General features: G+C 69.6%; 11 protein-coding genes. 5 read left to right on the top strand and 6 right to left on the bottom strand.

Annotated elements, in window-relative coordinates:
• Nucleotides 1-37: 37 nt before the first annotated feature.
• The 5 genes from ERL55_RS02070 to ERL55_RS02050 all read left to right on the top strand — a co-directional run bounded on the left by ERL55_RS02070 (nt 38) and on the right by ERL55_RS02050 (nt 5,052).
• Nucleotides 38-1,273, top strand: a complete 1,236-nt coding sequence (locus ERL55_RS02070) for an efflux RND transporter periplasmic adaptor subunit (protein WP_129134949.1) — start codon at nt 38-40, stop codon at nt 1,271-1,273.
• Nucleotides 1,274-1,358: 85 nt separating this feature from the next.
• Complete coding sequence (locus ERL55_RS02065) at nt 1,359-2,048, top strand: ABC transporter ATP-binding protein (protein WP_129137160.1); 690 nt, start codon at nt 1,359-1,361, stop codon at nt 2,046-2,048.
• A gap of 13 nt (nt 2,049-2,061) precedes the next feature.
• Nucleotides 2,062-3,225 (top strand): ABC transporter permease, encoded by a 1,164-nt coding sequence (locus ERL55_RS02060; protein ID WP_129134948.1) that lies wholly within the window; start codon nt 2,062-2,064, stop codon nt 3,223-3,225.
• Between the two features lie 181 nt (nt 3,226-3,406).
• Nucleotides 3,407-4,729 carry an ABC transporter permease gene (locus ERL55_RS02055; RefSeq protein WP_206733347.1) on the top strand — a complete coding sequence of 441 codons (1,323 nt, stop codon included), beginning with the start codon at nt 3,407-3,409 and terminating at the stop codon, nt 4,727-4,729.
• On the top strand, nt 4,726-5,052 hold the full coding sequence (locus tag ERL55_RS02050; protein ID WP_129134947.1) for a hypothetical protein: 327 nt from the start codon (nt 4,726-4,728) through the stop codon (nt 5,050-5,052). The genes ERL55_RS02055 and ERL55_RS02050 overlap by 4 nt, the downstream gene beginning before the upstream one ends.
• Nucleotides 5,053-5,251: 199 nt before the next feature.
• Here the strand turns inward: ERL55_RS02050 and rarD are convergent, their stop codons facing one another.
• From rarD to ERL55_RS02020, 6 genes are all read right to left on the bottom strand, one after another.
• Nucleotides 5,252-6,160: an EamA family transporter RarD gene (gene rarD / locus ERL55_RS02045; RefSeq protein ID WP_129134946.1), complete on the bottom strand. Its 909-nt coding sequence runs from the start codon at nt 6,158-6,160 to the stop codon at nt 5,252-5,254.
• Nucleotides 6,157-7,062, bottom strand: coding sequence for a drug/metabolite exporter YedA (gene yedA / locus ERL55_RS02040; RefSeq protein WP_129134945.1), 906 nt, complete (start codon nt 7,060-7,062; stop codon nt 6,157-6,159). The genes rarD and yedA overlap by 4 nt, the downstream gene beginning before the upstream one ends.
• Nucleotides 7,063-7,285: 223 nt before the next feature.
• Nucleotides 7,286-9,472: a carboxy terminal-processing peptidase gene (locus ERL55_RS02035; protein WP_129134944.1), complete on the bottom strand. Its 2,187-nt coding sequence runs from the start codon at nt 9,470-9,472 to the stop codon at nt 7,286-7,288.
• Between the two features lie 185 nt (nt 9,473-9,657).
• Nucleotides 9,658-10,665 carry a lipoyl synthase gene (gene lipA, locus ERL55_RS02030; RefSeq protein ID WP_129134943.1) on the bottom strand — a complete coding sequence of 336 codons (1,008 nt, stop codon included), beginning with the start codon at nt 10,663-10,665 and terminating at the stop codon, nt 9,658-9,660.
• Between the two features lie 34 nt (nt 10,666-10,699).
• Nucleotides 10,700-11,359: a lipoyl(octanoyl) transferase LipB gene (lipB, locus tag ERL55_RS02025; protein ID WP_206733346.1), complete on the bottom strand. Its 660-nt coding sequence runs from the start codon at nt 11,357-11,359 to the stop codon at nt 10,700-10,702.
• A 237-nt stretch (nt 11,360-11,596) separates the two neighbouring features.
• Nucleotides 11,597-11,875, bottom strand: coding sequence for a DUF493 family protein (locus tag ERL55_RS02020; protein ID WP_129134941.1), 279 nt, complete (start codon nt 11,873-11,875; stop codon nt 11,597-11,599).
• Nucleotides 11,876-11,915: the final 40 nt, after the last annotated feature.

The following is an 11,915-nucleotide window of genomic DNA, read 5'->3' as shown; positions in this document are numbered from 1 at the left end:
CGGTCACACTGTGGCGACTCACCGCGTCTGGGCCCGCATGAACACCAAAGCCGATCTGCTGAAGGAACTGCGCATCGACCGCCGCCCGGAACCGCCGCCGTCGCGTCGCGGCTTGTGGATCGGGCTCGGCGTTGCCGCAGTGGTCATCGTCGTCGCACTTGGCGCCTGGTGGCTGCTGGGCCGTGACCGGCCGGTGCCGGTGCACACCGCACCGGTGGTGGCGACCGGCGGCGCCGGCAGCGCGCCGGCATCGGTGCTCGATGCCAGCGGCTACGTGGTCGCCCGGCGCATGGCCACGGTCTCGTCGAAGATCACCGGCCGCGTGCGCGAGGTGCTGATCGAGGAAGGCATGGCGGTGGAGGAAGGCCAGGTGCTGGCCACGCTCGACCCGATCGATGCCGACGCGCAGCGCGCACTCTCGTCCTCGCAGCTGGCCGCCGCGCGCAGCCAGGCCGGCAGCGTGCAGGCGCAGCTGGCGCAGGCGGAAGCCGAGGCGCGACGGCTGGACTCGCTGGTCGGCCAGCAACTGGTGTCGCGCTCGCAGTACGACCAGGCCATCGCCCAGCGCGACGCGCTGCGTGCCCAGCTCACTACCGCACAGCGCAATGCGCGCGTCGCCGCCGACCAGCTGGCGATCGCCGACCTCGGCGTCGACAACACCGTGGTGCGCGCGCCGTTCGCCGGCGTGGTCATCGCCAAGGCCGCACAACCCGGCGAGATCGTCTCGCCGCTGTCGGCGGGCGGCGGCTTCACCCGCACCGGCATCGGCACCATCGTCGACATGGATTCGCTGGAGATCGAGGTCGACGTGGGCGAGGCCTATATCGGTCGCGTGCAGCCGCAGATGCCGGTCACCGCCACCCTCAACGCCTATCCCGACTGGCGCATCCCCGCCGAGGTGATCGCGATCGTGCCCACCGCCGATCGCGGCAAGGCCACGGTCAAGGTGCGCATCGCCATCAGGGAAAAGGACCGCCGCATCGTCCCGGACATGGGCGTGTCGGTGAGCTTCCTCGAACAGGCGGCGGCCGATGCGGACGCGGCGGATGCCGCGCCACGCAGCCTGCGGGTGCCGGCCGGAGCGATCGTGGAACGCGACGGCGCCACCATCGCGTTCGCGCTGGCCGGTGATCGCGTGGAACGCCGCGTCGTCGGTGCCGGCGCCACCGTGGGTGCGCAGCGCGAAGTGACATCCGGCCTGGTGGCCGGCGAGGACGTGGTGGTGGATCCGCCGACCGACCTCGAGGACGGCAGCCTGGTGGTGCGCCAGTAACACACGCAGCCGTGGCCACCGCCACGGCTCCCCGGCGCGATACGCGCCGTTCGCCCGCATCGCGGGCATGCAGCGAGGTACCGGCATGGCGACCCTGGTTTCGATCAACAACCTCACCAAGACCTACCAGCGCGGCTCGGAGAAGGTGGAGGTGCTGCACCACATCGACCTCGACATCGAGCGCGGCGATTTCGTCGCGCTGATGGGCCCGTCGGGCTCCGGCAAGACCACACTGCTCAACCTCATCGGCGGCCTCGACGCACCCAGTTCCGGCGAGATCACCGTCGACGGCGAGCGCATCGACCGCATGAGCGGCGGCCAGCTGTCGACCTGGCGCAGCCGCAACGTCGGCTACGTGTTCCAGTTCTACAACCTGATGCCGGCGCTGACCGCGCAACGCAACGTCGAACTGCCGCTGTTGCTGACGAAACTCTCCGGCGCCCAGCGCAAGCGCAATGCCGGCATCGCGCTGGAGCTGGTGGGTCTGTCCGACCGCGCGAAGCACAAGCCCAACGAACTCTCCGGCGGCCAGCAGCAGCGCGTGGCGATCGCGCGCGCCATCGTCTCGGATCCGGACCTGCTGATCTGCGACGAGCCGACCGGCGATCTCGACCGCCAGTCCGCGGAGGACATCCTCGGCCTGCTGCAGGAACTCAACCGCGAGCACGGCAAGACCATCGTGATGGTCACCCATGATCCGAAGGCCGCCGGCTACGCCTCGCACACCCTGCACCTCGACAAGGGCTCGCTGGTCAACCAGCCCGCCTACGCCTGACGGAGGACGCGGCATGAAATACATGCACCTGGTCTGGGCGGCGCTGTTCCGGCGCAAGACCCGCACCTTCCTCACCCTTGCCTCGATCATGGCCGCGTTCCTGCTGTTCGGCCTGCTCGACGGCATCCGCACGACGTTCGGCCAGCTCGGCCAGAACGCCGACGGCGCGCAGCGGCTGCAGACCGGTTCGAAACTGTCGTTCATCGAGACCCTGCCGCTGTCGCTGCGCGCACGCATCGCACAGGTCGACAACATCGAGGCGCTCACGTACGCCAACTGGTTCGGCGGTGCCTACCAGGACCCGCGCAACCAGATCTTCAGTTTCGCGGTGGCCGACAACTACCTCGACCTGTACCCGGAGATCGAGGTCGCGCCAGAGGCACGCGAGGCATTCACGCGCACCCGCACCGGCGCACTGGTCGGCCAGGCGCTGGCCACGCGCTTCGGCTGGAAGGTCGGCGATCGCGTGCCGCTGCAGTCGACGATCTTTCCCAATGCAGACGGCACGCTCAACTGGGAGTTCGAGATCGTCGGCATCTTCCGCTCGCGCGATGGCGAGTCCGGGTTCACCGACGGCCTGTTCCTGCTGCGCTACGACTACTTCGCCGAATCCACCCCGTACGTGGATGGTGACGTCGGCTGGTATGTCTCGCGCGTACGCGACGTGCGCCAGGCCGACGCCGCGGCAAAAGCCATCGATGCGCTGTCGGCGAATTCCCCGCACGAAACCAAGACCATGACCGAGCAGGCGGCGTTCGCCTCGCAGCTCAAGCAGATGGCCGACATCGGCCTGATCGTCGGCTCGATCATGGGCGCGGTGTTCTTCACCCTGCTGCTCCTGACCGGCAACACCATGGCGCAGGCGGTGCGTGAACGGACCTCGGAACTGGCGGTGCTGAAGACGATCGGCTTCTCCAGCACCAGCGTGCTGTTGATGGTGCTGGCGGAGTCGGTGCTGCTGGTGGTGCTGGGTGGCGTGCTGGGCCTGGGTCTGGCGGCGATCGCCGGTCCGGCGCTCGGCCAGGGCAGCGGCGGCGTGCTCAACCTGCCGCCGGTGGGGCTCCAGAGCTGGCTGCTGGGACTGGCGCTGATGGTTGCCATCGGCCTGCTGGTCGGCGCGCTGCCGGCGCTGCGCGGCATGCGGCTGAACATCGTCGACGCACTCGCCGGGCGTTGAACCGGGATGGATTCCCCCTTGCCTTGCCTGCCAGTTGAAACCCCTCTCCCGCACGCGGGGGAGGGACTGGGGTGAGGGCAAGGCGGCATGCCCCCATCCGCCCTTCGGACCTATCCCGACCAGACGCCTTCGAGGCAGGCCTTCCCGCCCGGCGGAGAAGGCTCAATGTGGAGTAACGCAGATGTCCAGGATCAAATCCCTTCTGAGCGGGCTGCTGCTGGCGATCGTCGTGGTGGCCGGTGTCGCCGCGTGGATCCTGCTGCCGTGGCAGGCGCTGCTTGCGGTCGCGGTGCTGCTGATCGCCTGGATGGTGGCCACCCGCAGCGGCCGTCAGGCCGGCTCGGTCACCCATGTCGGCATCAGCACCCTGCCGCAGCGGATCGGCGCGTCATCGGTGGTGGTGATCGGCATCGCCGGCGTGGTCGGCGTGCTGGTTGCGCTGCTGGCGATGGCCGAGGGCTACCGTCAGACGGTCGCCGCCACCGGCAACGAGGACACCGCGATCGTGCTGCGCGGCGGCTCGGCGGCGGAGGTGATGTCGGTGATGGAGCGCGAGGCACTGCTGGCGGCTGCGCAGGCGCCGGAGATCGCCCGCGACGCCGACAACCGCCCGCTGGCCTCGGCGGAACTGGTGGTGGCGGCGAACCTGCCGCGCCGGGGCCAGGCCGACGAGGACGGCAGCGTGCAGCTGCGCGGCGTCGATCCGGTGGCCTGGGCAGTGCGCCCGGGCATGCGCATCGTCGAGGGGCGTACGTTCGAGTCCGGCCGCCGCGAGCTCGTGGTCGGCCAGGGCGCGCGGCGTCAGTTCGCCGGGCTCGATCCCGGTGGCGAAATCCGGCTGGGCAGCGACGTGTGGACGGTGGTCGGCGTGTTCGCATCCGGCGACGCGCTGGAATCGGAGATCTGGGCCGATGCCGGCATCGTCGCCACCACCTACCGCCGCGGCAGCAGCCGCAACTCGATCACCGCGCGGCTCACCAGCCCGGATGCCTTCAGCGCGTTCAAGGCGACGCTCGAGGCCGACCCGCGGCTGAAGGTGGAAGCCGACACCACCGCGGAGTACTTCTCGCGGCAGTCGGAAGGCATGACGAAGGTGCTGCGCATCATCGGCATCGTGGTCGGCTCGATCATGGCGGTGGGCGCGGTGTTCGGTGCGCTCAACACGATGTTCGCCACCGTCGCCGCACGCGCGCGCGAGATCGCCACCCTGCGTGCGATCGGCTTCCGCGGCCTGCCGGTGGTGGTGGCGGTGATGCTGGAAACGATGCTGCTGGCGGCACTCGGCGGCGCGCTGGGCGGGCTGATCGCGTGGCTGGTGTTCAACGGCTACACCGCATCGACACTTGCCGGTGGCGTCGGGCAGCTCACGTTCGAGTTCAGGGTGACCCCCGAGCTGTTGTGGAACGGCCTGAAATGGGCGCTGGCGATCGGCTTCGTCGGCGGACTGTTCCCGGCCGTGCGCGCCGCGCGGCTGCCGGTGACCGACGCACTGCGCGCGGCATGAGCGCGCAAACGGGTGCGTCGGACGATCCGCGCGGCCTGTCGAACGGCGAACTCGAACGCCGCTATGCCGCGCTGCATCGCGAGGTGTTCGCGCTGTATGAATCAGCGCAGGGCGGCGCCGGTGCCGATACCACGCGCGAGGGAACCGACGCCGCCCACCGCCAGGCACAGGCACGCGCGCAGCCGCTGGTGGAACAGGCGCGCCGGCTGCACGAAGAACGCGTACGTCGTCTGCGGCGGCGTGCACGGCGCTGGTGGTGGGCCACCGGCGCAATCACGGTGACCGGCACCGCCCTGGTGCTCTGGCTCATTGCCCGCGGCTGAACGCCGTCGCCCGGACAAGCCGGGCGCTTCCGGGACCCGACACCGCCAGGGCGTCCACCGCGCGCGGGATGCGGCCTCAGCTTTGCGGGCTGAAAGGTTGCGCACGCTGTAGCCCGACCAGCGCAGCGCATCCGGGACGGTCGCAGGCAGGCTCTCGTCCCGGCTGCCGGATGCGGCGTCCGGCCCTGCCGGGCTGCCGCTACAGCTGCTGCGCGACGATGCGCCGGCGCGCCTGCAGGTAACCATCGATCGCGAACACCGCCAGCCCCGCCCAGATGAAGGCGAAGCCGATCGCGCGGTCGATGCCGAAGGCCTCGCCGAAGAAGAACACGCCCAGCAGCAGCTGCAGGGTCGGGCCGATGTACTGCAGCAGGCCGACCACGGTCAGCGGCACCCGTCTGACCGCGTAGGCGAAGCAGATCAGCGGGATGGCGGTGAGCGCGCCGCCCAGTACCAGCAGCACGTCGGTCCAGCCGCCCCAGCGCAGCGAGAAGAACCCGCCGCTGCCCGACCACTCCAGCCACGCCAGCACCAGTACCGCGGGGCCGAACACGAACAGGTTCTCGACGCCGAGCCCCTGCACCGCCTCGACCGCGGCAAACTTGCGGATCAGCCCGTAGATGGCGAACGAGCCCGCCAGGCACAGGGCGATCCAGGGGAAGCTGCCGTAGTTGAAGGTCAGCCACAACACACCGCCGGCGGCCAGCGCCACGGCCACCCACTGCGGCAACGACAGCCGCTCGCGCAGGAACAGCACGCCGATGACCACGTTGAGCAGCGGATTGATGAAGTAGCCGAGGCTGGCCTCGACCACGTGCCCGCTGTTGACCGCCCACACGTAGAGGCTCCAGTTGGCGGCGATCAGAAGCCCCGACGCCGCAAGCATCGCCACCAGCCGCGGCTGGGCGACCACCTCGCGCAGCCAGCCGCGTCCGCGGCTCAGGGTGAGCCATGCGGCGACGAGGATCGCGCACCACACCGCACGGTGCAGCACGATCTGCAGCGAGGGCACGTGCCGGAGCAGATGCCAGTACAGCGGCATCAGGCCCCAGATGACGAAGGCCGCCACCGCGATCCACAACGCGCGGCGGTCGTGGACGGGGGTCATGCCGGCTTCGCCGCGCGCGTGCGCGCCAGGGTGATCGCCACCACGCCGGCGAGGATCACCAGCATCGCGCCGATGTCGTGCGCGCTGAAGCGTTCCGCCGCCAGCCACGCGCCCAGCACCACCGCGATCACCGGATTGACGTAGGCGTAGCTGCCGGCAAGCGTCGCGCGCACGTGGTGCAGCAGCCAGATGTAGGCGCTGAAGGCGACGACCGAGCCGAAACTCAACAGGTAGGCCACCGACAGCGTGCCCTGCAGCGTGGGCATCGCGCTGAAGCGCTCGCCCAGCAGCGGGCCGGCCACCAGCATGGCCGCGCCACCGCACAGCATCTGTGCCGCGGCGGTCATGAACGGTGCCGGCAGGTCGCGGCCGCGGCTCCACACCGAGCCGTAGGCCCAGGCCACCGGCGCGATCAGCAGTGCGATGAGGCCCGTGGGCTCGGCGGTCAGCGAACTGCCGGCGTTGAGCCACAGCACGCCGACGAAGCCGATGCCCAGGCCAAGCCATTCCAGCTGCCGCGGCCGCTGCCCGCGCATGGCCGAGAACAGGCCGATCCACAACGGCGCCGACGCCACCGCGACCGCGGCCAGCCCGGACGACACCGTCTGTTCCGCGATGCACACCAGCCCGTTGCCCAGGCCCAGCAGCAGCACGCCCATGAGCGCCACGTTGCGCCATTGCGTGCGGGTGGGTGCCGGCACCCCGCGCCAGCGCAGGAACGCATACAGCACGCTGCCGGCGATGGCGAAGCGGATGCCCGCCATCAGCAGCGGCGGATAACCACCCTCCAGCGCGAACTTGATGCCGAGATAGGTGGAACCCCAGATCACATAGACCAGGGCCAGGGCGAACACGACGGCGAGCGGGGATACGTCGCGGGACACGAGCGGCGGCGCACTCATGGGAGATCCGGATTGGCTGGGGGAAGGAGATACCGCACCGGCGTGGCCGGCGCGACATGTTACGCCGTTGCCCGTGCCGAGGGCGGGACACTGCGTACACCGTGACGCGCAAGTTTTTCCGGGAGCGGCCGTTGAATGCCCGTCGTCGCCGGGCAGCGGCCTCACCGACCACCAGACGCGGACGCCGCCCTGCGGCGGCGTCCGGCATCACATCAGCCTGGTGTCAGTGCGCCCAGCTGTTGGGGCGCGTGGATTCCGGCAGCACCTTCGCCTGCAGGTGGCGATCGGTATTGAGCAGGTGCATCGCGTCGGCCAGGATCGCCGCCGACTCGCGCAGCAGCGGATCCGGACGTTCCTCGGCGGCCTTCTCGCGAGCGGTGTCCACCGCAATGTCGCGCTCGTTGGCGAACAGGCCGTCGTCGGTGTCCTCGGCCAGCGGATCCAGCGGCAGGCCGAGTTCACGACGCTGCGCCTGGCGGTCGCGGCGCTTCTGCTCCTGGCGTTCGCGCTCGGCGCGACGCTCGGCCTCGTTGAGCACCACGTACTTCTTCGCGCGCTCGGCACGGAACTCCTCGACGTCCTCCACCCACCAGCTGAATTCCGCGTCCTCGGCAATGCGCGCCTCGTGCAGCACGTTGAGGCGCGGCAGCAGCGGCGCGAAGTCGCCGTAACGGGTGTGCGGCACCGCGGCGATGCGCGTCCACGGCAGCGCGTTGTCGTTCGTGCTCTCGCCGAACTCGCTGGCATCCACGGTCACCGGGAACATCACGTCCGGCACCACACCGCGGTTCTGGGTGCTGCTGCCACCGGGCAGGAAGAACTGCGCCACGGTCAGCTTCACCGAGCCGAAACGCTGCTGCTCGTTGCCGGGCCAGCGGTCGAGATCGACCAGGTTCTGCACGGTGCCCTTGCCGAAGGTGGTCTCGCCGATCACCAGCCCGCGCCCGTAGTCCTGGATCGCGCCGGCGACGATTTCCGACGCCGAGGCCGAGCCCCGGTTGATCAGCACCGCCAGCGGACCTTCCCAGGCCACGCCCGGGTTGCGGTCGGCCTCGACACTCACCCGGCCGCCGGACTCGCGCACCTGCACCACCGGGCCGGTGTCGATGAACAGGCCGGTCAGTTCAACCGCCTCGTTGAGCGAACCGCCGCCGTTGTTGCGCAGGTCCAGCACCACGCCGTCGATGCCATCGGCCTTGAACTGTTCGAGCAGCCTGGCCACGTCGCGGGTGGCCGAAGCGTAGTCGCCGTCGCGGTTCCGGCGGCCCTGGAAGTCCTGGTAGAACGCCGGCAGCTTGATCACGCCCACGCGCGTATCGGCGGCATCGCCACTGCCCGGGATCTCGATGATCTCGGACTTGGCGGCCTGTTCCTCCAGGCGCACGCGCGCGCGGGTCAGCACGATCTGCACCGGCTCGCTGTCCATGCCGGCCTCGGCGGGGATGACCTCCAGCCGCACCTGGGTGTCCTTCGGCCCCTTGATCTTTTCGACCACGTCGTCGATCCGCCAGCCGACCACATCCTCGACCGGGCCATCGGTGCCCTGGCCGACACCGACAATGCGGTCGCCGACGCGGAACTTGCCGCTCAATGCCGCCGGGCCACCGGCGATCAGTTCGCGGATCACGATCACGTCGTCCTGGCGTTGCAGCTGCGCGCCGATACCCTCCAGCGACAGCGACATGCTCTGGTTGAACAGCTGGGTGCTGCGCGGATTGAAATAATCGGTGTGCGGATCGATCGACGCCGTATAGGCGTTGAGGAAGCTCTGGAACGCGTCCTCGCCATTGAGCTGGGCGACGTTGTTGGCGAGGTTGCGATAGCGGCGGTCGAGGGTCTCGCGGATCTGCTCCGGCTCGCGGCCTGCCAGCTGCAGGCGCAGCCAGTCGTTGCGCACCGATTGCCGCCACACAGCGTCCAGCTCCGCCTTGTCGGCCGGCCACGGCGCATCCTTGCGGTCGTACTCCCAGCGGTCGTCGCCGGTGAAGTCGAAGATGTCCTGCTTGAGCAGCTCGCGTGAATGTTCGACGCGCTCGGCCACGCGCTCCTTGTAGAGCGCGAAAATGGCGAAGGCCGGCTCGAGCTGCCCCTTGCGCACCGCCATGCCCAGTTCCGGCGCCAGCGGCTCGAAACGGGCCACGTCGGCGGCGGTGAAGAACATCTTCCCGGAGTCGAGCGCCTCGAGATAACGGCGCACGATGTCGCGCTCCATCTCGGCATCGAGCGGGCGCGGGCGGTAGGCATAGCGGCTGTCGGACAGCAGGCCGTGCACCAGCTGCGCGGTGCGCACCTGGTCGACGCTGGGCGATGCCGGGATCGCCGACTCGCCCTCGGCCCGGGCCATCAGCGCAAGCGGCACCGACAGCGCGACGGCGATCAGGGCGGCGGAGATCAGGCGACTTGCTTTCATGTATGGACTCGTTCCTGGCCGGCCGCGAGGGCGGTCCGTCACTGCAGTGTGGACGCTCGATAGACGCGATCCAGTGCCGAAAGTTGCAGGCACGGACCCACGTCATGACGCGGATTCACTCTAACCGCGGCCAGTCGCCCGCAGGTGAACGCTGGTTACGCCCCGCAGGGGACACGCGGGGCCGATCAGGCGGCCGCGACGCCTGCTTCCATCGCCTGGCGATCGGCGTGGTACGAGGACCGCACCAGCGGGCCCGAGGCCACATGGCTGAAGCCGATCCCCATGCCGTATTCCTCGAGTGCCTTGAACTCCTCGGGCGTCCAGTAGCGCAGCACCGGGTGGTGGTGCGCCGACGGCTGGAGGTACTGGCCTATGGTGACCATGTCAACGTCGTGCGCGCGCAGGTCGCGCAGGGTGCCCTGCACCTGCTCCATGGTCTCGCCGAGGCCGAGCATGATCCCGGACTTGGTCGGTACCGACGGGTGCTGCGCCTTGAACTTCTGCAACAGGGTCAGCGACCAGTGGTAGTCGGCGCCCGGGCGCACGTTGCGGTACAGCTCGGGCACGGTCTCGACGTTGTGGTTGAACACGTCCGGCGGGTTCTGCGCGAGGATCTCCAGCGCCCGCTCCATGCGGCCCTTGCCGCGGAAATCCGGGGTGAGGATCTCGATCCGCGTTGACGGCGTGCGTGCGCGGATCGCCGCGATGCAGTCGACGAAGTGCTGGGCGCCGCCATCGCGCAGATCGTCGCGGTCGACCGAGGTGACCACCACGTACTTCAGGCCCATGTCGGCGACGGTGCTGGCAAGGCTGAAGGGCTCGGTCGGATCCGGCGGCTTCGGCCGGCCGTGGGCCACGTCGCAGAACGAGCAGCGGCGGGTGCAGACCTCGCCCAGGATCATGAACGTGGCGGTGCCGTGGCCGAAGCATTCATGGATGTTCGGGCAGCTGGCCTCCTCGCACACCGTGACCAGGCGGTTCTCGCGCAGCTTGGATTTCAGTGCCGCGACCGCGCCGTTGGACGGGATGCGCACGCGGATCCACGACGGCTTGCGCAGCACGGGGACATCGGCGAACTGCACCGGCGAGCGGTTGATCTTGTCGCCAGCCAGTTGCTTGGTGCCGGGCTGCAAACCGCTGTCCGCGGGCGTGAGCACCTGCAGGGGGATGGTCCGGTCGGCGGTTTCGGTCATGGCCGTCTCGTGAGTCGTGGGGGAGTCGGCGGCGTCAGGCCGCCTGGAGGTCCAGCGGGCCCGCGGCGGGCTCCAGCCGCAGGCCGAACTGCGACGCCAGTGCGTCGAGCAGGACGGGCTTCACGGCGTCCATGCCCGAAGGTCCGCCCAAGTCTAGCACCGAGGTCACCTGCAGCCCTTCGTAGCCACAGGGGTTGATGCGCGAAAACGGCTCGAGGTCCATGGCCACGTTGAACGCCAGGCCATGGAAGGTGCAGCCGCGGCGCACGCGGATGCCCAGCGCCGCCACCTTGGCCCCGGCCACGTAGACACCGGGCGCACCCTCGCGTCGCGCCGCGCCGATGTTCCATTCGGCCAAGGTATCGATGACCGCCTGCTCGATGCGTTCGACGTACTCACGCACCCCGACCTTCAGCCGCTTCAGGTCGAGCAGCGGGTAGATCACGATCTGCCCCGGCCCGTGGTAGGTCACCTGGCCGCCGCGGTCGACGTGGACCACCGGGATGTCGCCGGGCATCAGCACGTGTTCGGACTTGCCGGCCTGGCCGAGGGTGAACACCGGCTCGTGTTCGACCACCCACAACTCGTCGCGGGTGTCGGCGTTGCGGGTGTCGGTGAAGCGCTGCATCGCCCGCCACACCGGCTCGTAGGGCTGGCGGCCAAGGTCGCGAAGAAGGGCGGTGGTGGCGGTCAAGGCAGCACGGTCGGGCGGCAAGGTCCGCCATTATCCGGTACCGCGCGGCAGCCCGGGACGGCAACTCCGGAACAGCGTTTCCCGGCACCGCTGCGTGCGGGAGTGTGGCTGCAGCCGCACCGGGGTGCGTCATCCGGCAGGACCATCGCCGGCGCCCGGACCGGCACAGGCGGCGATGGGACTTGCACCAAATGCAAACCGCGGATCAGCCGGAAACGTGGACCCGGTGTATCGCGGTCACAACGTCCACTTCACTTCGGGGTGCTCACGCAAGGCGGCATGCGCGGCCTCGTATTCCTCCCGCGAGTTGGCGCGGAAGCTCAGCTTCACCGAGACGAACCGGCCGCCGCTCGATCCACGGCTGCGTACCGATTCCTCCAGCACCACCAGCCCGGCCGCCTGCAGCAGCCGCGGCATCTCCGTCTCCAGCCCCGCCGATGCGGGTCCCATCGCAGTGATCTCGAACACACCGGGGAACTGGAAGCCGTGCTCGGGGTTGTCTGACCTGATGTCCATCGGCCAATTGTGGGTGCGGCGGGAGCGGTTTCCAAGGAGT

This window comes from Luteimonas sp. YGD11-2 (assembly GCF_004118975.1).
Classification (GTDB): Bacteria; Pseudomonadota; Gammaproteobacteria; order Xanthomonadales; family Xanthomonadaceae; genus Luteimonas; species Luteimonas muca.
Note: the sequence above shows the minus strand (reverse complement) of the source record. Positions and strands in the feature narration are given on the sequence as shown.